27 protein-coding genes are annotated in these 21,090 nt (G+C 39.1%); 25 read left to right on the top strand and 2 right to left on the bottom strand.

The window, feature by feature from the left end; genetic code table 11:
• The first annotated feature begins 92 nt into the window (after window positions 1–92).
• On the top strand, window positions 93–308 hold the full coding sequence (locus PAN07_RS03405) for a YdbC family protein (RefSeq protein ID WP_006145796.1): 216 nt from the start codon (window positions 93–95) through the stop codon (window positions 306–308).
• 54 nt (window positions 309–362) lie between these two features.
• On the opposite strand, the gene PAN07_RS03410 is transcribed toward PAN07_RS03405, so the two are convergent.
• Together PAN07_RS03410 and gor are read right to left on the bottom strand one after the other, a co-directional pair.
• Window positions 363–899 (bottom strand): biotin transporter BioY, encoded by a 537-nt coding sequence (locus PAN07_RS03410; protein ID WP_269797064.1) that lies wholly within the window; start codon window positions 897–899, stop codon window positions 363–365.
• 140 nt (window positions 900–1,039) lie between these two features.
• Entirely contained in the window at window positions 1,040–2,386 is a 1,347-nt protein-coding gene (gene gor, locus PAN07_RS03415; RefSeq protein ID WP_269797065.1) for a glutathione-disulfide reductase, read from the bottom strand.
• Window positions 2,387–2,624: 238 nt separating this feature from the next.
• On the opposite strand from gor, the gene PAN07_RS03420 reads away from it, so the two are divergent.
• From PAN07_RS03420 to PAN07_RS03535, 24 genes are all read left to right on the top strand, one after another.
• On the top strand, window positions 2,625–3,812 hold the full coding sequence (locus PAN07_RS03420; protein ID WP_269797066.1) for an efflux RND transporter periplasmic adaptor subunit: 1,188 nt from the start codon (window positions 2,625–2,627) through the stop codon (window positions 3,810–3,812).
• The gene (locus tag PAN07_RS03425) at window positions 3,796–4,497 is read left to right on the top strand and encodes an ABC transporter ATP-binding protein (protein WP_269797067.1); all 702 of its coding nucleotides are present in this window, start codon (window positions 3,796–3,798) and stop codon (window positions 4,495–4,497) included. Before PAN07_RS03420 ends, PAN07_RS03425 begins: the two co-directional genes overlap by 17 nt.
• A 1-nt stretch (window position 4,498) precedes the next feature.
• Window positions 4,499–5,758 (top strand): ABC transporter permease, encoded by a 1,260-nt coding sequence (locus tag PAN07_RS03430; protein WP_269797068.1) that lies wholly within the window; start codon window positions 4,499–4,501, stop codon window positions 5,756–5,758.
• A 136-nt stretch (window positions 5,759–5,894) separates the two neighbouring features.
• Window positions 5,895–7,892, top strand: a complete 1,998-nt coding sequence (gene metG / locus PAN07_RS03435) for a methionine--tRNA ligase (protein ID WP_269797069.1) — start codon at window positions 5,895–5,897, stop codon at window positions 7,890–7,892.
• 101 nt (window positions 7,893–7,993) lie between these two features.
• On the top strand, window positions 7,994–8,920 hold the full coding sequence (locus tag PAN07_RS03440; RefSeq protein WP_269797070.1) for an aldo/keto reductase: 927 nt from the start codon (window positions 7,994–7,996) through the stop codon (window positions 8,918–8,920).
• 98 nt (window positions 8,921–9,018) lie between these two features.
• A complete protein-coding gene (locus PAN07_RS03445) occupies window positions 9,019–9,255 on the top strand; it encodes a DUF2829 domain-containing protein (RefSeq protein WP_049479736.1) in 237 nt (78 codons plus the stop codon).
• Complete coding sequence (locus PAN07_RS03450; RefSeq protein WP_269797071.1) at window positions 9,248–9,946, top strand: 3-oxoacyl-ACP reductase; 699 nt, start codon at window positions 9,248–9,250, stop codon at window positions 9,944–9,946. Before PAN07_RS03445 ends, PAN07_RS03450 begins: the two co-directional genes overlap by 8 nt.
• 36 nt (window positions 9,947–9,982) lie before the next feature.
• Window positions 9,983–10,318, top strand: coding sequence for a hypothetical protein (locus PAN07_RS03455; protein ID WP_269797072.1), 336 nt, complete (start codon window positions 9,983–9,985; stop codon window positions 10,316–10,318).
• 19 nt (window positions 10,319–10,337) lie between these two features.
• The gene (locus PAN07_RS03460; protein WP_269797073.1) at window positions 10,338–10,757 is read left to right on the top strand and encodes an SMI1/KNR4 family protein; all 420 of its coding nucleotides are present in this window, start codon (window positions 10,338–10,340) and stop codon (window positions 10,755–10,757) included.
• An 18-nt stretch (window positions 10,758–10,775) separates the two neighbouring features.
• Window positions 10,776–11,114 carry a hypothetical protein gene (locus PAN07_RS03465; RefSeq protein ID WP_269797074.1) on the top strand — a complete coding sequence of 113 codons (339 nt, stop codon included), beginning with the start codon at window positions 10,776–10,778 and terminating at the stop codon, window positions 11,112–11,114.
• 52 nt (window positions 11,115–11,166) lie between these two features.
• Entirely contained in the window at window positions 11,167–11,727 is a 561-nt protein-coding gene (locus tag PAN07_RS03470; RefSeq protein WP_269797075.1) for an immunity protein, read from the top strand.
• Between the two features lie 246 nt (window positions 11,728–11,973).
• Window positions 11,974–12,600 carry a hypothetical protein gene (locus PAN07_RS03475; RefSeq protein WP_269797076.1) on the top strand — a complete coding sequence of 209 codons (627 nt, stop codon included), beginning with the start codon at window positions 11,974–11,976 and terminating at the stop codon, window positions 12,598–12,600.
• Between the two features lie 74 nt (window positions 12,601–12,674).
• A complete protein-coding gene (locus PAN07_RS03480; RefSeq protein ID WP_269797077.1) occupies window positions 12,675–13,064 on the top strand; it encodes an Imm50 family immunity protein in 390 nt (129 codons plus the stop codon).
• A gap of 165 nt (window positions 13,065–13,229) precedes the next feature.
• Complete coding sequence (locus PAN07_RS03485; RefSeq protein WP_269797078.1) at window positions 13,230–13,964, top strand: hypothetical protein; 735 nt, start codon at window positions 13,230–13,232, stop codon at window positions 13,962–13,964.
• Entirely contained in the window at window positions 13,957–14,397 is a 441-nt protein-coding gene (locus PAN07_RS03490; protein ID WP_269797079.1) for a hypothetical protein, read from the top strand. Before PAN07_RS03485 ends, PAN07_RS03490 begins: the two co-directional genes overlap by 8 nt.
• Window positions 14,398–14,533: 136 nt before the next feature.
• Window positions 14,534–14,776, top strand: coding sequence for a hypothetical protein (locus PAN07_RS03495; protein ID WP_269797080.1), 243 nt, complete (start codon window positions 14,534–14,536; stop codon window positions 14,774–14,776).
• A 54-nt stretch (window positions 14,777–14,830) separates the two neighbouring features.
• Window positions 14,831–15,394, top strand: a complete 564-nt coding sequence (locus tag PAN07_RS03500) for a hypothetical protein (protein WP_269797081.1) — start codon at window positions 14,831–14,833, stop codon at window positions 15,392–15,394.
• Window positions 15,395–15,427: 33 nt separating this feature from the next.
• On the top strand, window positions 15,428–16,117 hold the full coding sequence (locus tag PAN07_RS03505) for an SMI1/KNR4 family protein (protein WP_269797082.1): 690 nt from the start codon (window positions 15,428–15,430) through the stop codon (window positions 16,115–16,117).
• Between the two features lie 162 nt (window positions 16,118–16,279).
• Complete coding sequence (locus PAN07_RS03510) at window positions 16,280–17,020, top strand: hypothetical protein (protein ID WP_269797083.1); 741 nt, start codon at window positions 16,280–16,282, stop codon at window positions 17,018–17,020.
• 83 nt (window positions 17,021–17,103) lie between these two features.
• Window positions 17,104–17,502, top strand: coding sequence for an NTF2 fold immunity protein (locus tag PAN07_RS03515; RefSeq protein ID WP_269797084.1), 399 nt, complete (start codon window positions 17,104–17,106; stop codon window positions 17,500–17,502).
• A gap of 88 nt (window positions 17,503–17,590) precedes the next feature.
• A complete protein-coding gene (locus PAN07_RS03520; protein ID WP_269797085.1) occupies window positions 17,591–18,496 on the top strand; it encodes a hypothetical protein in 906 nt (301 codons plus the stop codon).
• A 234-nt stretch (window positions 18,497–18,730) separates the two neighbouring features.
• Window positions 18,731–19,357: a hypothetical protein gene (locus PAN07_RS03525; RefSeq protein WP_269797086.1), complete on the top strand. Its 627-nt coding sequence runs from the start codon at window positions 18,731–18,733 to the stop codon at window positions 19,355–19,357.
• A 12-nt stretch (window positions 19,358–19,369) separates the two neighbouring features.
• Window positions 19,370–19,654 (top strand): hypothetical protein, encoded by a 285-nt coding sequence (locus PAN07_RS03530; RefSeq protein ID WP_049514873.1) that lies wholly within the window; start codon window positions 19,370–19,372, stop codon window positions 19,652–19,654.
• Window positions 19,655–20,259: 605 nt separating this feature from the next.
• Complete coding sequence (locus PAN07_RS03535) at window positions 20,260–21,090, top strand: RHS repeat-associated core domain-containing protein (RefSeq protein WP_269797087.1); 831 nt, start codon at window positions 20,260–20,262, stop codon at window positions 21,088–21,090.

Here is a 21,090-nt window from a genome sequence, read left to right on the forward strand (position 1 = left end):
CTCCTTTCTAATCTATCATTATTATATAAAAATTATAGAAAATCTACAAGATTTTACGAATAATCAGTAGAATACAAAAAAAGGAGAAAACAATGGCAGAATTTACTTTTGAAATCGAAGAGCATTTACTAACTCTATCAGAAAATGAAAAAGGATGGACCAAAGAAATCAATCGTGTCAGCTTTAATGGAGCCCCAGCAAAGTTTGATATTCGTAGTTGGAGCCCGGACCATACCAAGATGGGAAAAGGAATAACATTATCAAATGAAGAGTTTCAAGTGATGGTAGATGCCTTTAAGAACCAATAGATCTGCATGAAATATGTTGAAAAGGATAGTGAACAGTATTCACTATCCTTTTTATTAACCTGCAAAGTAAGGTTGATTTTTGAGACGATGAAGTAGTGGTCGGCTGATGAAGCTAATTGCAACAATTTTAGCTAGATCAGGAATGATAAAAGGAATGACTCCTACAGCCAATGCTTTATCAAAAGGCATCCCAGCTAGGAAGTGGAGGCTGAGAATACCACCTACAAAGACAAGAGAATCTCCCAAGAGATTTGCAAAGAAAATACGTAAGAAACCACTATTCGTGTGAATTAGATAGGACGTAAGTCCAGCATAGACAAGATCAAACCAAAGGTAACCAGCACTTGGTCCTACTAAAACGTGAAAACCAGCTCCACCGCTAGCGAAAACAGGAAGACCAATGGCACCCAGTAATAGATAAAGTCCTACTGAGAGGACAGCTTCTCTAGGTCTAAAAACAGTAGCAATTAATCCAATAGCAAAGTTTTGCAGAGTGAAGGGTACTGGACCGATTGGAATGCTGATTTTGGCTAATACTGCAATAAGGGCAGCTCCTATAGCAGGGATGGCATAGATATGTGCTTTTTTCAAAATAGTTAACCTCTTTTTGTTTTTATAGTAACTATTATATAATTCCATTACATAAAGTCAACCATCTATTTATAAATAGTTAACTGATTTTGTAACAGCCGATTAATAATAAAAAAGAGACTAAATGGTCTCTTTTAAAATTAACGCATAGTTACAAATTCTTCTGAACCTGTTGGATGGATAGCGACAGTAGCATCAAAGTCAGCTTTTGTAGCTCCCATCTTGATAGCAACTGCAAAACCTTGGATCATTTCGTCAACTCCGTAGCCGATTCCATGAAGGCCAACTACCTTTTCGTCTGCACCAGCTGTAACGAGCTTGAAGCGAGCTTCTTGACGATGACTAGTAACGGCAGAATACATAGATGCAAATTTTGAAGTATAGACTTTGACGTTTTCTTGACCGTACTCTTTGATTGCTTCTTCCTCAGTCAGACCGACTGTTCCGATTGCTGGGTGTGAAAAGACTACAGTTGGAATAGTAGTGTAGTCCATTTTGGCATTGGTTTTACCGTTGAAAAGTCTCTCGGATAGGGTACGACCAGCCTTGATTGCTACAGGCGTTAGTTCCTTTTCACCTGTAACATCCCCAAGAGCGTAGATTCCGTCAACGACTGTGTTCTGGTATTCATCAACCTGGATAAAGCCACGTTCATTGAGGGTAACACCAGCTTTTTCGAGTTGAAGTCCTTCAACGTTTGGACGGCGACCAGTTGCCCAGATAACTTGACTGGCAGTATGAGTGCTGCCATCTTCGAAATGAATAGTAATACCTTGAACTGTTTTTTCAAGTTTAGCAGGAACCTTGTGAGTGTGGAGGTTTAGTCCAGTATTGGCCATTTCTTGAACTAGACTCTCAACAATATAGCTATCAAATCCACGGAGCGGACGCTCGCGACGGACGAATAAATCTGTCTGCACACCAAGGGTATGGAGCACGCCAGCCAATTCAACAGCAATGTAACCTGCACCAAGAATGGCTACAGAATCTGGCAACTCTTCCCAAGCAAAGACATCATCTGAGCTACCCCCTAACTCAGCACCAGGAATAGCTGGAATATGTGGCTGAGCTCCAGTTGCAATGACAATGTGCTTGGCAAGGATCAATTCACCATTAACACTGACTGTATGAGCATCTACGAACTCTGCACGTCCTTCAATCAAATCAACTCCGTTACGTTTGAAGCTTCCATCATAAGAAGAACGAGCACGATCAATATAGGCTTCACGATTTTTACGAAGGGTAGAAAAATCAAAATTGACACCAGTATTTGTAAAACCATAGTCAGGTCCATACTGGTGGATACTTTCTGCAATTTGAGCTCCGTACCACATAATTTTCTTAGGAACACAACCTAAATTAACACAAGTTCCACCTAATTTATTTTCTTCGATTACTGCAGCCTTAGCACCGTGCTCACCAGCACGATTCATAGTAGCAATACCTCCGCTACCTCCTCCGATAGCAATGATGTCGTATTCTCTCATAGGATCTCCTTTGGTAATTTTCTAAGACATATTCTATCTTTTTTTAATACTGAATGCAAAAATCTGCTACGCTTAAAATTTTTAAGAAAATGCTTGCAAAAATAAAAAAGAAGTTGTATTATATAACTAACACAACAATAAAAGATTCGGCAATAATTTTTGGATGGTCGGAAATAAATTGTCCATTTTTAGGACTTGTGCTATAATCTTAATATATGTTTTAAAAAGAGGTATTAAAATGAAGAAGAAGTCAAAAGCTAAAAAATGGCCTTTATATACTGCTATCGGTGTTGCGACAGCCCTGGTGTTAGGGGCAGGAACTATCTTGCTTTTCAGACAACCGAGTGAAACAGTAGCTAGCGATGAACCGAGTCACATCGTGATTGCAAAAGAAGGAACGGTTGCTTCCTCGGTTCTCTTATCTGGTAGTGTAACTGCTCAAAATGAGCAATATGTTTATTTTGATGGAAGTAAGGGCGAACTAGATGAGGTCTTGGTTTCGGTTGGAGATCAGGTTAGTGAAGGGCAAGCTTTAGTAAAGTATAGTAGTTCTGAAGCGCAAGCTGCTTATGATGCTGCTACTCGTGCTATTGCTAAGGCTGACCGTCATGTCAATGAACTGTACCAAGCGCGTAATAATGCAGAGGCAACGCCAGCTATTCCTCAAGCAGGACTCGAAGGTAGTGTAGATGGAGCCCAAGCTCAAACGTCTGGTTCATCTGTATCTTCTATTGATTCACAAATTAGTGATGCACGTGACACTCGTGCAGATGCAGTAGCTCAACAAGAAAAAGCATTAGCTCAGTTGAATGCGACGACGGTATTAAGTACAGTTGAGGGTACTGTTGTTGAGGTAAACCGTAATGTTTCTAAAAATCCGACGGGAAATAGTCAAGTTTTGGTCCATATCGTAAGTAACGATAATTTGCAGGTTAAGGGAGAACTATCAGAGTATAATCTCGCTAACCTTTCAGTTGGTCAAGAAGTTACATTTACTACAAAGGTTTATCCTGATAAGACATGGACTGGAAAGATTTCATATATCTCAAACTATCCAAAAAACAACAGTGAATCAAATTCAAGTCAAAGTGGTTCTAATTCAGGATCTAAATACCCTTTCACTATTGATGTTACAAGTGAAGTTGGAGATTTGAAACAAGGTTTTACTGTTAGCATTGAAGTTAAGAATAGTAGCAAGGCCTTGATTGTTCCGATTACTAGTGTGGTCATGGAAGAAGATAAAAACTATGTTTGGATTCTTGATGAAAACAAGAAGGCTAAAAAAGTTGAAGTTGGGTTGGGTAATGCGGACGCAGAAAACCAAGAAATCACATCTGGTTTGACAGATGGAACAAAAGTCATCAGTAATCCGACAGCTTCCTTAGAAGAAGGAAAAGAGGTGAAGACTGATGAAGCAACTAATTAGCCTCAAAAATATCTGCCGTAGCTATCGAAATGGTGATCAAGAGCTTCAAGTTCTTAAAAATATTAACTTAGAAGTTCATGAGGGGGAATTCGTAGCGATTATGGGACCGTCAGGTTCTGGTAAGTCTACCCTCATGAATACCATTGGTATGTTGGATACCCCTACAAGCGGTGAGTACTACTTAGAAGGCAAAGAAGTGGCTGGTTTGGGTGAAAAACAGTTAGCCAAAGTAAGAAATCAAGAGATTGGTTTTGTCTTCCAACAGTTCTTTCTCTTATCTAAGATGAATGCATTGCAAAATGTGGAGTTGCCCTTGATTTATGCTGGAGTTCCTGCTTCAAAACGGCGTAAGTTAGCTGAGGAATATCTAGAAAAAGTAGAATTAACCGACAGAAGTCATCACTTACCATCAGAACTATCTGGTGGTCAAAAGCAAAGAGTGGCCATAGCGCGTGCACTCGTTAACAATCCTTCTATCATCTTGGCAGATGAGCCTACCGGAGCTCTTGATACCAAAACAGGAAACCAGATCATGCAACTCTTGGTTGAATTAAACAAAGAAGGAAAAACCATTATCATGGTTACGCATGAGCCTGAAATTGCTGCCTATGCTAAGCGACAAATTGTCATCCGTGATGGTATCATTTCGTCAGATAGTGCCCAAGAAGAAAAGGAGGAAAACTAAGATGCAAAATCTGAAATTTGCCTTTTCATCCATTATGGCTCACAAGATGCGTTCTTTCTTAACCATGATTGGGATTATTATCGGTGTATCATCAGTCGTTGTAATCATGGCCCTAGGAGATTCCATGTCTCGTCAGGTCAATAAAAACATGACAAAGTCCCAGAAAAACATCCATGTCTTTTTCTCACCCACAAAGAGTAAGGATGGTTCCTTCACTCAGAAGCAATCAGCACTTACCTTATCAGGTGCAGAAGAAGAAGTCGTGGTTGAACCACCAAAACCGCAAGAAGCTTGGGTTAGAGAAGCTGCTAAGCTCAAGGGTGTGGATAGTTATTATGTGACAAATACAACTAATGTTACCTTGACTTATAAGGATAAGACAGTTGAACGTGCAAACTTGACTGGTGGAAATATTACTTATATGGATGCGGTTGAGAATAAAATTGTTGCAGGACGTAGCTTAAGACCGCAAGATTTTAAAGATTTTGCTAGTGTGATTATTTTGGATGAAGAGCTTGCTAATAGTCTCTTTGGTTCAGCTCAAGAAGCCCTTAATCAAATCGTTGAAGTGAATGAACTCAGTTACCGTGTCATTGGTGTTTATAGTAGTACTGAGGCTAAGGCTGCTAAAACTTTTGGAATTGGTGGTATGCCAATTACGACCAATATTTCCCTTGCAGCTAACTTTCATACTGATGAAATTACTGATATTGTCTTCCGTGTCAATGATACTAGCTTAACACCGACCTTGGGTCCTGAACTGGCTAGTAAGCTGACTGAAATTGCAGGACTGCAACAAGGAGAATACCAAGTAGCTGATGCATCCGAGGCCTTCCAAGAAGTTCAGCAAATCTTTGGTTTTATGACGACTGTTATTAGCGCCATTGCGGGAATTTCTCTCTTTGTCGGCGGTACTGGTGTTATGAACATTATGCTTGTTTCTGTGACAGAGCGTACCCGTGAGATTGGTTTACGGAAAGCACTAGGAGCAACTCGGGGTAATATCCTAGTTCAGTTCTTGATTGAATCCATGATTTTAACCTTGTTAGGTGGACTTATTGGTCTAGTTAGTGCAGTGGGGATGACAGCAGTTGCTGGAGTTCTCTTGCAAAACATGGTTCAAGAATTAGAAGTTGGCGTTTCTATTCCAATCTCTCTATTCAGCTTAGCTGTTTCAGCCGGAATCGGAATAATCTTTGGTGTCTTACCAGCCAATAAAGCTTCTAAGCTCGATCCAATTGAAGCACTTCGCTATGAATAAGACAATCAACAGGAAAAACGAGATGGGCGCTTGTCTATCTTGTTTTTTGTATGGATTTCCCTATCGAAAATCACTAAAAATGTGATATAATGAAGTGTTAGAAAAACAGGTTTCATTAGCCTGGAAAGGAAATATTATGTCTGAAAAGAATTTTTATATTACAACACCGATTTACTATCCATCTGGTAAACTTCATATCGGTTCTGCCTATACAACCATCGCCTGTGATGTCCTAGCTCGCTACAAACGCCTGATGGGCTACGATGTCTTTTATCTGACAGGTCTTGATGAACATGGTCAAAAGATCCAACAGAAAGCTGAAGAAGCTGGGATCACACCTCAAGCCTATGTTGACGGTATGGCAGTTGGAGTTAAAGAACTCTGGCAATTATTGGATATCTCATACGATAAATTTATCCGTACCACAGATGACTACCATGAAAAAGTAGTGGCTCAAGTCTTTGAACGCTTGATTGCTCAAGATGACATCTACCTTGGTGAATACTCTGGTTGGTATTCAGTTTCAGATGAGGAATTCTTTACAGAAAGTCAACTTGCGGAAGTTTTCCGTGATGAGACTGGCAATGTAACAGGTGGTATCGCTCCATCAGGACACGAAGTGGAGTGGGTATCTGAAGAGTCTTATTTCCTTCGCCTAAGTAAATACCAAGACCGTTTGGTCGAATTTTTCAAATCTCATCCTGACTTCATCACTCCAGATGGCCGTCTCAATGAAATGTTGAAAAACTTTATTGAGCCTGGTTTGGAAGACTTGGCGGTATCTCGTACAACCTTTACCTGGGGTGTACCAGTCCCATCAAATCCTAAACACGTAGTCTACGTTTGGATTGATGCCCTTCTTAACTATGCGACAGCTCTTGGTTATGGTCAAGAGGATCATGCTAACTACGATAAATTCTGGAATGGGACAGTCTTTCACATGGTCGGAAAAGATATCCTTCGTTTCCACTCAATCTACTGGCCAATCCTTCTCATGATGTTGGATATGAAATTGCCTGATCGCTTGATTGCCCATGGTTGGTTTGTCATGAAAGACGGCAAGATGTCTAAGTCTAAAGGGAATGTCGTTTACCCTGAAATGTTAGTAGAGCGTTATGGTCTCGATCCACTTCGTTACTACCTCATGCGTAGCCTTCCAGTTGGTTCAGACGGAACCTTCACTCCAGAGGATTATGTAGGTCGTATCAACTATGAATTGGCAAATGACCTCGGAAACCTCCTCAACCGTACGGTTTCTATGATTAACAAGTACTTTGATGGTCAAATCCCTGCCTATGTAGAAGGTGTGACAGACTTTGACAATGCTCTTGCTCAAGTAGCAGAACAATCAATCGCTGACTACCACACCTACATGGAAGCAGTTGACTATCCACGTGCGCTTGAGGCAGTCTGGACTCTTATCTCACGTACCAACAAGTATATCGATGAGACAGCTCCATGGGTCTTGGCTAAGGATGAAGCTCATCGTGACCAATTGGCAAGTGTGATGAGCCACTTGGCGGCTAGCCTTCGTGTCGTTGCTCACTTGATTGAGCCATTTATGATGGAAACCAGTCGTGCAGTCTTGACTCAACTTGGTCTAGTAGAAGTTTCTAGCCTTGAGAATTTGAGCTTGGCTGCTTTCCCTGCAGGTGTAACAGTAGTTGCTAAAGGAACACCAATCTTCCCACGTCTCGACATGGAAGAAGAGATTGCCTATATCAAAGAACAAATGGAAAGCAACAAACCAGCCGTCGAAAAAGAATGGAATCCAGATGAAGTTGAACTCAAACTCAACAAGGATGAAATCAAGTTTGAAGACTTTGATAAGGTCGAGATTCGTGTCGCAGAAGTCAAAGAAGTGTCTAAAGTGGAAGGTTCTGATAAGTTGCTCCAATTCCGCCTTGATGCTGGTGACGGTGAAGACCGTCAAATCCTTTCTGGTATTGCAAAATACTATCCAAACGAACAAGAATTGGTCGGCAAGAAAGTCCAAATCGTTGCCAACCTTAAACCACGTAAAATGATGAAAAAATATGTCAGCCAAGGTATGATCCTCTCAGCTGAACATGATGGCAAATTAACCCTTCTCACAGTTGATCCAGCTGTACCAAACGGAAGTGTGATTGGCTAAGATTAAAAGAACCAGTTTGAGCTGGTTCTTTTCTATTGTAAGGTATCAGTTGATAAAAGTGTCATTCTGCTTTATAATGAAGAAAAACGGAGGAAGTTGCCATGAAATACATTCCATTTGGTCAAGAGAAAAGAGAATTATCAGAAATTGTCCTAGGCATGATGCGAATCAGTGATAAGTCGGTCAAAGAAGTTGAGGAGCTGGTTGAAACAGCCCTATCTGTAGGAATCAATGCTTTTGACTTGGCAGATATCTATGGTCGTGGACGTTGCGAAGAATTACTGGGTCAAGTGTTAAACAATCATCCTGACCTGAGAGAAAAGATGTGGATTCAGTCCAAGTGTGGCATTCGCATTGAAGAATTTACCTATTTTGATTTTTCAAGAGATTATATTTTAGAGTCAGTTGATGGGATTCTACAACGATTGCAGGTTGATTATTTAGATAGTTTGCTTCTCCATCGACCAGATGCTTTGATGGAAGCTGACCAAGTGGCAGAAGCTTTTGAAATTCTTCATAAATCAGGTAAAGTTCGTGACTTTGGTGTATCCAACCAAAATCCAATGATGATGGAATTGCTGAAGAAAGAAGTTAAGCAACCTCTAACTATTAATCAGCTACAGCTAAGCGCAGCTTTCACACCAGGATTTGAATCAGGTTTCCATGTCAATATGGAAGGTGACAAGTCAGCTTTGCGTGATGGTAGCGTCTTTGAATACTGCAAACTGAATGACATGGTCATTCAGGCTTGGTCAGTCTTGCAGTTTGGCTATTTTAAGGGTAATTTTGTTGGAAAAGAGCAATTTCATGATCTAAATGAAGTTCTAAATCGATTAGCCTTAAAATACGGTGTAAGCCCATCGGCTATTGCTATCGCTTGGGTGTTACGCTATCCAGCTAAGATGCAGGCAGTAGTAGGAACAACTAACCCTAAACATTTGATAGAAGCAAGCCAAGCAAGTAATGTTAACCTAACTCGAAAAGAATGGTATGAGATTTACCTCGCAGCAGGGAATGATTTGCCGTAAGTGGAATTTGCAATTCAGAAATCACAGTCAAAAAGCCGTTGGAAAGCGGTTTTTTGTTATAATTAAATTAAGGTATTTAGAAAATAAGGGAGAAAAACATGACATTCGAAGAAATTCTGCCTGGACTTAAGGCAAAAAAGAAATATGTACGAACTGGCTGGGGTGGAGCTGAGAACTATGTCCAGCTCTTTGATACCATTGAACAAAATGGTATCGCCCTTGAAGTGACACCTTATTTCCTCATCAACGTGTCTGGTGAAGGGGAAGGTTTTTCCATGTGGAGTCCGACTCCTTGTGATGTCCTAGCGACGGATTGGGTGGAAGTCCATGACTAAACGTGTACTCATTACGGGTGTTAGCTCAGGGATTGGCCTAGCACAGGCTCGACTCTTTTTAGAAAAAGGTTATCAGGTTTTCGGAGTGGATCAGGGTGAAAATCCTGATTTACAAGGCGACTTTCACTTTTTACAACGTGATTTAACACTTGACTTAGAACCAATTTTTGACTGGTGCCCTCAGGTGGATATTTTATGTAATACGGCTGGTGTTTTGGATGATTACAAACCTTTACTGGAACAATCTGCCCAGGAAATTCAAGAGATTTTTGAAATCAACTATGTGACTCCAGTGGAGTTAACCCGCCATTATTTAACGCAAATGCTAGGGAATAAAAAAGGAATCATCATCAATATGTGTTCCATTGCTTCAAATCTAGCTGGTGGTGGTGGTCACGCCTATACCTCGTCTAAACATGCCTTGGCGGGATTTACCAAGCAGTTGGCCCTGGATTATGCAGAAGCTGGTATTCAAGTTTTTGGCATTGCACCGGGGGCTGTCAAAACAGGTATGACCGCAGCTGACTTTGAGACAGGTGGTCTGGCTGACTGGGTAGCCAGTGAAACACCCATCAAACGCTGGATTGAGCCAGAAGAAGTGGCTGAAGTCAGTCTCTTTTTAGCAAGCGGAAAGGCAAGCGCCATGCAAGGACAAATCTTGACTATTGATGGTGGTTGGTCTTTGAAGTAATATAGTTGATACTTAATGAATATGTGGAGGTGAACTATGAAAAGAGATGAGTTTGGATTTGTCTTGCCCAATCTCTACTATCAGTTTTTAACGGACTGGAAAGAGATTGACCCCTATGAAATTGGAGATACAGGTATCTGTTTGTATGCCAAGGAGGATCTAGAGGAGCGAAATAAGACTTATCAGATTGAGGAAGTAGAGCCAGATTACTTTATGATTGGACAGGAAGGAGATTTGGCTTACTTTATCAAGAAAAATTCTGATGATTGCATTTATGAAAATGACCTGGGTGCTTTAGGCTCCTTAGAAATGAAAAAAGTTGCTACAAATGTCTATGACTTTATTGACAAGGTACTAAAAGAAGAATCGTAGAAAACTGAAGGGAGTAATCATGTTTAGGATGCTAGATGCAGATTCACCGATTTCAAAAAATGACCTTTTTCAATTTGAGGAGATTCTTGGAAAGAAATTACCGGAGGCTATGATGGACTTTTATCTCAAGCACAACGGTGGTCAGCCCCAAGTAAGGAGTGTCCACGATGACCGTCACCTCTTTCCTTTTAATTCCTTTGATTCACTGGAGGAGATGAGGAAGTCTCTTACCTGGTTTGACGATGAGGTGGTGCCTGCGGGATTTAAGGCTACAGACCTTCTTCATTTCGCCTATGATCCTGGTTCTGGCAACTATGCTCTTTCTCTAAGGGCAGAGGATTATGGCAAGGTTTATTTCTATGTCTTAGAAGAAACAGCTGAGATCTACGGTCAATGGGCTTCTTTTGAGGAATTTTTGAACTCTTTTGTTGAAGAGTGAGATTAAAAAGGAGACGGGATGCGAAAACACCAAGAACTTTCTCTCGAGCAGATAATCGAGCAGGTGCAAGCGGATCAATTATCTTCAGATGATTTTTGCCTCTATGGCAAGGAGAATAGAGAACTGACACTGGATAGCCTCTATTGGGTATCCGATTATCCGGATGTCGTGGAAGACTCTGATGTCTACCCGACGGATGTAGCGGAGCAAGATCTCCAGCTAGTCTACTATGGAGACCAGTTGATTGATGTCCTTGTAGTCGCACTTGAAGAAAAACCAAATGCAAGTCCCCAAGACTTGGTCGAGGCTTTAAATTATTATCAGCAGCATGATAACTTTATGAAATTTGAAGATTAGCTAGGCCGATTAGAGAAATGATATCCAATGACTGATAGTGATGAGGAGAAAAATGATAGTCGATATCAATGAATTAGTGAAGGAGCACGGTTTTTGTGTGGTGCCTACAAAGGAGAAACCATTTAGTCTGGATGAGGTCCGTTTCAACCTTTTGGCTTATTTAGAGGATTATTCTAAAATGGGATTTTCTTTTGTCAAAGCAGGCGAAGAACTAGTCGAACTAAGGAAAAATCAGGAGAGCTATAGGCTTTTTGGTCAGTGTTTTTTAGGTGCCTTTGTAATTGGAGAAGAGAAGCAGATCTTCTTGCTTTGCAATCGAGAAGGAAGGGAAGTTTTTCAAGAAGATAGAGTTTTTGTCAATTCTTCCTTGCAAGCTTTTGTTTCCTCTTATTCGATCTTTCTATCAAGCATCTTTCTTTTGAAAGCAAAGTTTTATGAGATTGAGCAAGATGAAGTCGAAGGAATTGCAGCAAACTTGAAGGATCAAGTACTTGCCTTGGAAAAGCCTCTTGAACAACAATTGCCCTTCTGGGAGCACATGGTGTATTTGATAGAAGACGATGGAATCGTTCTAAGAGACGATCTCTTTCATCTGGCGAATAGAGGTCAGTAAGTCTTGGCAGATAATTCGTCACCAAGCGGATTTTGATCCAAGCCCTTATAATGATTTAGCCTTTAAATGGGGAGATCCAAATGGTCCTCACTTTGGGAAGGACTGGCTAGATGGTAGGACAGAACCTAAGATTTTTTCTAGGGAAGAAGTTGAGGACCTGGACTGGGAAGTCTGTGTCGGAAGTATAGTTTATAACAGAATATTGGAAGAAGAACTGGACAAGCAAATGAAATAAAGGAGTTTGAGATGAACTATGTAGATGAGTTAACTTCAGGACGTACGCCCTTGGTAAAAAAAGCTGCGAAAAAAATTTTAAAGGGTAAACTAAAAGGATATGGACCATTTTTGCATCAGGCCTTGGAAGGGGAGATGGAAAAACCTAGATCGTGGGAATCACAAATGTACTTGCTCTACGCCATGGCCGCAACGGATTGTACAGAAGAGGTCCCCTATCTCAAGTCATTACTGCTGAGAGACATCCCAACCCCTGTAACCTACCGCTCTTTAGCAGTAGCGATTGCTTATCTAGAAAATTTAGAAACAGAGAACTTGTCTTTTGTCTATGAGTCTTTGGAATCGAATAACTCATCTCAAGCTGCAGGTGCTTGTGCAGCGATATATCAGAGAAAGATAGTGCTGAAAGATGACGATTTTAACAGAATTATGTATCATGTGACTCAATCTAAATACCTTGAGCATATTGGTCAAGTCATAAATCCATTTTTATTTATCTTAGCAGCATCTTATCTATATCCAGAACAGAATCGCCAGAAAATTGTTGACTTTTCTCGTCAGTTCGATATATCTATCGTCAAGGACTTAATCAATGACGTTACAAAAGGAAAGGACGGCAGGAGGGTCAGTCTATTCTAAAATCTCCTTAAAGAGCGAAACAATAACTCTTAAAAACAAGACTTTTATTCATTTTTAAAAAAGGAGTTCATATTGTGAAATGGTTTGAAAAAGCAGTGGGGAAGGAAAAGATTATTCATTTGTTTGATGGTGATTTGGACTTGAATAATGTATTTCTTGACACTGTATTATGTTACGATTACAAATTAGATCTTGTCTTTTATTTATTTGATTTGCCAACTAATTTCCCTGAAAAGTGGCAGAAAAGTGCATTCAATGCCATAAAAATTAATTTAGAGTTTTTTAATTTAGATGAAATCCATTTTTATTCTAAGGGGATTCATAAGGTGAATGGTCAACTGGAACTGCTTTTTTTAGAGAATAAGATTGAATTCAATTTTATAAACCAAAATGATGTGATGTTATCAGGATCTTCTGACCTTATTAGAATTGCTGAGATTGGGCCAGTGAAGATTGATACTTAAAGTTGAATTTCTAGCTTATTTGCGGAGATTCTGGATGATCAAACAATCCTCCATTGCTAGGAGGGACACCACGACTATGGGAAAATAGTGAAGGAAGAGCACAAACATTAGACCTTGACCTAAGGCTAAACCTTTCTACAAGAAAAAAACTACGAGACCACGAATATGAAGTTACAGTATTTTGAATTAGATAAGCCCTATGTAGAAAATCAACAGAGGATTGAGGAGCTGATGGACTCAGCTGCGCTAACCTACGAGGAAGCTAGAGTTGAAGACTATCGACAGAATTGGAAAGACCTGCGAAGAGCATTCGTATATGAATCCAAATGTATGACCTCTATGGTAGAGCGCCTCTTTAAACCAGTTGTGACCAAGGATTGTTGGAAAATCATCGTAGAATGTGTAGATACGATTAGCAATCCAGCTATCATGAACCTACTTGGTGTCTGTACTGTTCAGGTCTTATTTGATTTTTCTAGCTATGAAAGTTTGAGTCCATTGGAACAGAAAAAGTTGCTCTTAGAGGCCTTGTTAAAAGGAGTAAAGCACGTGTTTCAGGAACTCTCTATTCCATGCTCCTTGATAGAGGATGTAGTCAATGAAATAGAGAAAAACGATTACGAAAATAGCTGGGAGTGGAAAAGGAAGAAGATCCAATCCACGACCTATTCCATTCAAGTGGAGCATCAGCTGGATAAGGTGGATTTGTTTTGGAAGATAGAGCACAAGGATAAGAGCATCCGTCAGTTGATTCAATCCTGCCCTGCTCATGAGATAGACTATGGGGGCAAACTTGGTAGACTGGAAGCGAAAGGTAACTTCCTATATCTGTTGGATAAAGAGAATGAGGTTGTGAGCAAAATTTCTGTTTCAGAATGGTGGAGCAAGAACAATGAGTGACTTAAAAAAGAAATTATCCTTGTTAAAAGTGAAAAGACGAATCAAGGGTTTGAAGGGAATAAAGGATATCCATTTTCTGACCGATAAACCTAAAGAAATTGCTTGGTATGCTGGGGAGTTGAATCCTATAGACTCTCCACATCCTTGCCTTTATGAGTTTCCTGTTGCCCACACTACTCAAGATTTAAGTAGGTTAATTCAAAGTCTAGTTGGCAATAGTAGTCAGTTTATCCTAGTTTTTTGGGAATTTTCACCGATTTATGTCTTGTTTCAAATGGAGTCTTTGGATGACTTTTTGCCCTCTTATTTTAGTGAATTTTCTACCAGAGACTTGACACTTTTCTTTCAAGACCAGGAAAAAGTACTGGATCTCCATTTAGCGGAGGATAAAGTAGAAGTGAGAGTCTTGGAGAATAAGGCTAAGAACCCGTAGGTTCTATAAATTGAAAATGAATATAGAATTAGTCGATGAAAGAGGCAAAGAGGAAAGAACGCCATTCTTGGAGAGATAGATGGTAAAGGTGGTTCTAATGTGTGAAAAATAATATTATTATGGCAATAGTGAGTTTATGACAGGCCTAGGAGTTATTTATACAGAGTTTACTGGTCAGCGTGCAAGTCGACAAATTAACGTTTTGAATGGGCACTCTTATGCTTCCTCTTGCCTACAGGATTATGTTCCAGAAGTAGGGTTTCTACTCTATGATGGTCGAAAAGATGAGTTGGATCTATCAGACTCCATCAAGATTAGTCAAGAAGAATTTGAACGAATATGGGCTCAGGCTGTCGCTAGCGGTCAGAATGATACATAATCGTCAGTTGAAAATAGCCAAATATAAACCAAAAAATGTGAGAGGAGCCCAATAATGATGCTCAATTTGTTAAAGGAATTCGTAGAAGTCTATCATAGAAACAAGGGCTTAGGAGAGCTTGTATTTACTAGTGACTGTCTCCATGTCGAAAAGCCAGATTTGTCTGGTCAATTGAAAGAGTTCTACCAACATTTGAGCTTTGAGGAAGAAGCTTATTTTAGAGGAGCTCCCTATGATCTTGCTCTAATTCCTCTCCCTCTATGTGAAGCTGCATCAGAAGGATGGCAGGATCCTAGCTGGAAAGAGAGTTATGTGATTTTTGCCCACATGATGGGCGATGAGCCAATCTTTTGTGATCTAACTAGCGAGCTTAGTCCTGTATTTGGCAAGATTCCTGGGAATTCCAAGCTCTATTGCTTAAGCCCCTCTTTATCTACTTTCTTGTCTACCTATAGTCAGATGAAAAAGCTAGAAATCACCAAGTTTGAGAATGACATCTACATTGATGAGGACTTGTCGGATTATAAAGAAGGTTTTCTAACAGGAATCATGACTATTATCGAAAAGCAACTTCCTGAAGCCTATCGAAAAGACTTTATTGAATTTATGCTTGGCTAAAGCCAAAGATGAAGAGATGAGAAGCAAATGAAAATGAAGAATTTTTTAAAATGTTGTGAGGATCTGGTCATACAAGAAAGTGGGGCTTCAGCTCTTGAACTAGAAAAACTCAAAGCCAGACAGTTTCCTCAAGCTCACCTGGATTTGCTCTCCATGACCAATGGCTTGGAGTTTTATGGTGGCTATTATCGCTTGTTTGGGACGGATTCTGCTCAAGCCATCACGCTGGACTCTTGGAATTCGGATAGGCTATGGAAAGATGTCTGGAGGGATTATGTATCAGACTACTATTTTTTTGGTATGTCTGCTATTGGAGATCAATTCGCTTATAGAATGAAGGATGGGAACATTCAAAGTCATCAAGTTTATTATTTAGATGGGATTACTATGGATGTCATCGAGATCTACGACAGTTTTGAAGCATTTTTCGAGAGGGAATTTGTTCTGAAAGCCCAAGGTGGGATGGAATCTATTTTTGTTTCTGCTAGGGAACGATTTGGAAATCTAGACCTCTCCAGAAGCTGTATTTATTCCCCTTCCTTAATGATAGTGAATGATCCAAGTGTTGAAAATCTCATGCTTTTACCGACAAAGGATGTCATGACCATCAATGGGGATTTGTTTGTTCAATTGTCTGATTCAGAGGAGTCGATTACGAAACTAGAGCAATATCTAGACGCTTCGGGTAGAGCTAGAGTCAAGGTCATTTTTGATCGAGATTGAGCAAGCAGGATATAGTTTATTTAGAAAAAATACTCTGAAGATTCGTGATTTTAACCTTTTGGCGACAAGCGATGATTTAGTCTTCTAGTCAGGGTGTCATTGTAAAATGATTTAGGTTGAAAATAGAAAACGAAGCATTTAATTCATGAAAAGAGGTGAATAATGACCAGTTTAGATAAATATTTAGAGATCATTAAAAAAGGATTTTCCGAAAGAGAGAATCTAATGGCAATGGAGCCTCTGCATTCTATTGAAGAGATTGCACCATTATTGGATGAAACATTGACTTATAAAGAATTCATCGATATCAATCGCTTATTAAGACAAAAGTACATTGTCGAAAACCCAGAGGATATGCTAAAAGATGTAGATTTTAACCAGCTTTCTTTACCTAGCAATACGAGGGTGATTTACTTGATGGGAAGTAAATCTGATGTGCTAGACTTTTCAAAATATGAACAAGTAGAAAAGATTTTAATAGTTGGGGCTAGAAAAGTAAGAAAGATCATCTTACCCCAGAATGATTGTGTGAAAGCTCTAGGGATATCTTCCATGACAAATTTGGAAACGATAGAGAACATTTCTTTTCATAAAGGCATGCGTTATCTGCACTTTGATTATGGTGTAAAGTTGCCGGACTTTGATTTTATAAGGGATTTAAATCAGTTGCTCTATCTTTCATTTACAGCAAATAAAAATTTACCAGAATTGGATTTTATCCAGCCCTCTAGTGAACTTCGTTTTTTAGATTTTGTTGACACGTCTATTTTTAACTACGCATCAACAGTTAGCTACCTGAAGAGTCTGAAACATCTCCGATTTTTAACAACGGGAAGAACAAATCAAAAGCAAAGGGAACTTCTTAGAAGAGAGTTGCCACATGTTTGCATGCGTGAGGAGTAAAAAATGCCTTTAATACAGCTTTTTATGACCGATGTCTTCATAATAAACGAACCTTTAGTCCCGTTGTTTAAGTAGGAGGAATTATGAGCCATACGAATCTAGCAAAAGAAACCTTACTCCAGTTTATGCAGGCTATGTATACTTGGGAAAGAAAAGCCACTAGGAGCCTAAGAAACAAAGCTTATAAAGAGATGTTGAAGGATGAATTAGCTACGATTTTTGATCAGTTTTGTACATCTAAAAAAACACTCAGAGCAAGGGAAGAGGCCTTATCAGTCCGCTTTCCATTTGAATACAAATTTGAGACGCATCCTATCGTTGATGAAGAGCATGACGGGAATCAAGCTTATTTCTATATCAAGGAGAATCGTTCTGGTATAGAAACTCTCTATCGTTTTCAAATGGTGTTTCAAAAGGGGAAATGGTGGATTGATAAGAAAGAATGGCTCGATGATGGGAAGTGGATCAATTCTTCCTTGTGAAATACTGGATAGTATAGGAATGCAGGAAGAGATGTACTTCAAAAAACAGTGGTAGTTAAGTGTAAGAAATGAAATTTTAGAGGTCAATATGAATAAAACACTTTCAAATCAAAAAAGAAAATTAACTGCTATAAAAAATAAAATACTGAAGGCAAGAGATTTTCACTTAGAGGCAGAAAACCTATCTAATACTGAAGCCATTTTAACAGCTCTAAAATCTGATAAGAAAAGCGTTAAAGTTAACTATGAAGAAAATGGTGAGATGAGATCATATCTGTATGATCATATAGATATGATTGATTCTATAAGTCCGTATCCTCTAGTCTCTAATTTTATAGAAAGTAAAACATCTGAAAACTACCAGTTATTATTAAATGGCTGTTTTTGTTCTGTAATGGCAGATATGGCTTCTGCTAAATACTTGGCTAAAGGGGGCTCAAACTTTGATACAGATATTTGTTTAAATATCTTATTTGCCCTTGCCTATTTAGATGATACTTATGTAGAGTTTTTAATTGATAAATTAGCCTATTTTAAAGAAGCCCAAGTTGAAAAAGGGAAAAAAATTATTTTCTTTTCAGCCAAGAGTTTATTGCCTTTAGTCGTTTTTCTTTATGGAAATGGGGAGGGTGATCGGCTTGCTAACCTACTGGAGAATGCTTGTGATGCCAAATATCAACCCTTTGACACGAATCCTTATCAGAATGTGAATGATGCCTATAAACAGGTTATGGAAACTATTTTTTCAGAGGATGTTGATGTTTTTAGAGAAACAATTATATCCATGTGTGATTATCATTTAGCGAATACCAGAGATAGTCATTTAGTAGATTTCAATACCTTACTCTGGCAATATTTCCCAATTGAAATCTTGGTTTTATTAAAAGAACGTCAGAAAAAAGGTCTCTCAATAGATGGAATTAGTCATCCCTTGCTTGATGACTTTTGCCCTATTTCATGGATAACTTTCAGCTATCCGAGCAAAATAAGATGATTCTAGGAACGATTTTAGACTAGTTGTTTATAAAATATGGAAAATATACATACCCAATTTATCGCTATGACAATTGAATCAAGTCGGGATTACTGGTTTAAGATAAACGAATATCAGGTTATTCAAGTACAAATTTTTCTAACTTAAGATAAAACTAATTTTCTTACTTTGAAAATTTGCAAGAAGGGATTTTTCTTTTGATCAATTCAATGATGATTTTAGAAAGGAGACTATATGCCACTCATAGAAGAATTAACATCAAAGCGTTCACCTTTAGTTAAGAAAGCAGCTAAGAAAATTTTAAAGGACAGACTAAAAGGATATGGGCCATACCTACATAGTGCATTAGAGACGGAGATAGAGAAAAACAGAGCTTGGGAAACGCAAATGTACTTGCTCTACGCCATGGCCGCAACCGATTGCGCAGAAGAAATTCCCTATCTGAAGTCATTGATTCTAAGAGACATTCCAACACCTGTAACCTACCGCTCTCTAGCATTAGCCATTGTCTATCTAGAGAATTCAAAAATAGAGAATTTATCATTTGTTTATGAGTCCTTGGAATCGAATAGCTTCTCGAAAGCTGCAGGTGCTTGCGCTGCTATTTATATGAAAAAGTTAGTACTTAAAGATGATGATTTTAATAGAATTATGTCTTATGTAACTCAGCCTAAATACCTTGAGCATATTGGCAAAGTCACAAATCCATTTTTATTTATCTTAGCAGCATCTTATTTGTTTTCTGAGAGCAGTCGAGAGAAAATTTTGATCTTTTCGGAACAATTTGACGTTCAATTAGTGAGAGATATTATTTCAGATGTTAAAAAAGGAAAAGATGGAAAGCGTATTAACTTTTTTTAAGGGTACTTTATTATGAATAAATTTGATATTGATTTGGATTCTGTCGTTCTAACATCTACATATATTTTGGTTGATAAACAACCCATTTTACATGTGATATATGAAGATGATGGTAGTGGAATTTCTTGGCAATTTCATTGTGGAAATGGTGATTATTCTATGGATAAACTTCGTTTAGTATCCTTTCGGGATATTCTTGCTTTAGATGCAACAATTGAAAAACTTTATGACTTACCGGTAAATCATGAAGCAACAAGAAAATCAGTACAGGACAAATGGCAATATTCCGCTTTATAACTCTTTTAAACATTTGTCAGGAAAAGTAAAATAGCATGCACTGACGGTTATTATGTTCGTATTTGAAGTTAAAACTTAATGACTAGAACAGGCTTAGTAATGCAGTTACTTTATTGTGAATATAGCGCTCCTCTCGATGGTGCGCGTTTCCTGGTGCGTGCCTAAAATCTTTATAAGCTAATAAGAGAGAGCTAGAAACGCGTTGTACTGAAGGTAATATAATCTGTGGTATGACAAGATTCTATGTCAACACCCCTACGACAATCTAGGCAGACACACAAGCAGAATCAAAACGGGTTTTCAGCCCATTAGACCTTTTACAGGCCCAAGGCGGTGGTCGGCGTAATGAACTGACCGAAGAACCAGTCAATAATTATCAATCGAATCACACCGACCAGTTTTAATATGTTGTGGTAATCCTAGGAGCTACAAGAAAATCCCTCACAAGAACCGGTTATAGAAAGCCAAGACCAAACTGAAAAAATACCGGCAAAACTGATAGCCTTTCATCCAACGAAACGAGCGTAAGCCAACTAATTCAAGGCTATCGCTATCTGTATAAGCAAAATCAGTTAGTTGCTGAAGTACCATTGCAAATTAATGGTGTGGAAGTTAATCTAGCACTAACCCAAGCCAACTGGGAAGATGCGATTAACTGGCTGTATCAGGAAGATGATTTCACCCCGACGGCACGTTATGAAAAAGGCCAGTTACATTACACTGTTGCCGACCAGGTAGGGACGATTACCGAACTTTTAACCGAAGACGGGTATATCGACTACAGGCAGAAATTGAACCTATGGGGCGAAGCAGAGATTGACGGTCACCGCCATTATGCTGCAAATGATTCAAATCCTCTAAAATGTAACCATCGTTTTGTAGGGCAATATTATGATGAGGAAAGCGAGTTGCATTACAACCGCTTCCGTTATTATTCACCGGAGACCGGACAATATCTCAGCCATGACCCGATAGGGTTGTTGGGGGGACTTAATCCGTATGGGTATGTGGGAATACCGACGGCGTTTGTAGATCCGTTGGGGTTGGCGGGGTGTCCACATAATAATGATAGAAATTCAAATGCTGAAAGTGCTGCTAATGGTGCAAAATTACGTGAACATCTGAGACAACAGGAGAAGTATGGTCAAGGAGGAATGAAAGAATTGCCAGATGGAAGAATTAGATATTATGGTGAATTGAGAGAGGCGAGAACTCCAGGTCAAATGGCAGGTATGCGCCCAGTGCGAGAATGGAATCCAGAAACTGGACAAAAACGAACATGGATGGAAACAATTGACCATAATGGTAATGTTCGTCAGGTAAGACCTCAAGAAAGTATTACTAATGGACAAAAAATACATTATCGATTTGATAAAGACGGAAACTATATTGGTACCAAAGAAGGTATAACCAGAAGAGATGTAAAACCTAAATAG

It is taken from the genome of Streptococcus sp. SM5 (assembly GCF_027497975.1).

Bases quoted from the DNA above. Each gene is read 5' to 3' on its own strand.
- PAN07_RS03405 (WP_006145796.1), top strand. From the start codon at position 93: ATGGCAGAATTTACTTTTGAAATCGAAGAGCATTTACTAACTCTATCA.
- gor (WP_269797065.1), bottom strand. From the start codon at position 2,386: ATGAGAGAATACGACATCATTGCTATCGGAGGAGGTAGCGGAGGTATT.
- PAN07_RS03420 (WP_269797066.1), top strand. From the start codon at position 2,625: ATGAAGAAGAAGTCAAAAGCTAAAAAATGGCCTTTATATACTGCTATC.
- PAN07_RS03425 (WP_269797067.1), top strand. From the start codon at position 3,796: ATGAAGCAACTAATTAGCCTCAAAAATATCTGCCGTAGCTATCGAAAT.
- PAN07_RS03430 (WP_269797068.1), top strand. From the start codon at position 4,499: ATGCAAAATCTGAAATTTGCCTTTTCATCCATTATGGCTCACAAGATG.
- metG (WP_269797069.1), top strand. From the start codon at position 5,895: ATGTCTGAAAAGAATTTTTATATTACAACACCGATTTACTATCCATCT.
- PAN07_RS03440 (WP_269797070.1), top strand. From the start codon at position 7,994: ATGAAATACATTCCATTTGGTCAAGAGAAAAGAGAATTATCAGAAATT.
- PAN07_RS03445 (WP_049479736.1), top strand. From the start codon at position 9,019: ATGACATTCGAAGAAATTCTGCCTGGACTTAAGGCAAAAAAGAAATAT.
- PAN07_RS03450 (WP_269797071.1), top strand. From the start codon at position 9,248: ATGACTAAACGTGTACTCATTACGGGTGTTAGCTCAGGGATTGGCCTA.
- PAN07_RS03455 (WP_269797072.1), top strand. From the start codon at position 9,983: ATGAAAAGAGATGAGTTTGGATTTGTCTTGCCCAATCTCTACTATCAG.
- PAN07_RS03460 (WP_269797073.1), top strand. From the start codon at position 10,338: ATGTTTAGGATGCTAGATGCAGATTCACCGATTTCAAAAAATGACCTT.
- PAN07_RS03465 (WP_269797074.1), top strand. From the start codon at position 10,776: ATGCGAAAACACCAAGAACTTTCTCTCGAGCAGATAATCGAGCAGGTG.
- PAN07_RS03470 (WP_269797075.1), top strand. From the start codon at position 11,167: ATGATAGTCGATATCAATGAATTAGTGAAGGAGCACGGTTTTTGTGTG.
- PAN07_RS03475 (WP_269797076.1), top strand. From the start codon at position 11,974: ATGAACTATGTAGATGAGTTAACTTCAGGACGTACGCCCTTGGTAAAA.
- PAN07_RS03485 (WP_269797078.1), top strand. From the start codon at position 13,230: ATGAAGTTACAGTATTTTGAATTAGATAAGCCCTATGTAGAAAATCAA.
- PAN07_RS03490 (WP_269797079.1), top strand. From the start codon at position 13,957: ATGAGTGACTTAAAAAAGAAATTATCCTTGTTAAAAGTGAAAAGACGA.
- PAN07_RS03495 (WP_269797080.1), top strand. From the start codon at position 14,534: ATGACAGGCCTAGGAGTTATTTATACAGAGTTTACTGGTCAGCGTGCA.
- PAN07_RS03500 (WP_269797081.1), top strand. From the start codon at position 14,831: ATGATGCTCAATTTGTTAAAGGAATTCGTAGAAGTCTATCATAGAAAC.
- PAN07_RS03505 (WP_269797082.1), top strand. From the start codon at position 15,428: ATGAAGAATTTTTTAAAATGTTGTGAGGATCTGGTCATACAAGAAAGT.
- PAN07_RS03510 (WP_269797083.1), top strand. From the start codon at position 16,280: ATGACCAGTTTAGATAAATATTTAGAGATCATTAAAAAAGGATTTTCC.
- PAN07_RS03515 (WP_269797084.1), top strand. From the start codon at position 17,104: ATGAGCCATACGAATCTAGCAAAAGAAACCTTACTCCAGTTTATGCAG.
- PAN07_RS03520 (WP_269797085.1), top strand. From the start codon at position 17,591: ATGAATAAAACACTTTCAAATCAAAAAAGAAAATTAACTGCTATAAAA.
- PAN07_RS03525 (WP_269797086.1), top strand. From the start codon at position 18,731: ATGCCACTCATAGAAGAATTAACATCAAAGCGTTCACCTTTAGTTAAG.
- PAN07_RS03530 (WP_049514873.1), top strand. From the start codon at position 19,370: ATGAATAAATTTGATATTGATTTGGATTCTGTCGTTCTAACATCTACA.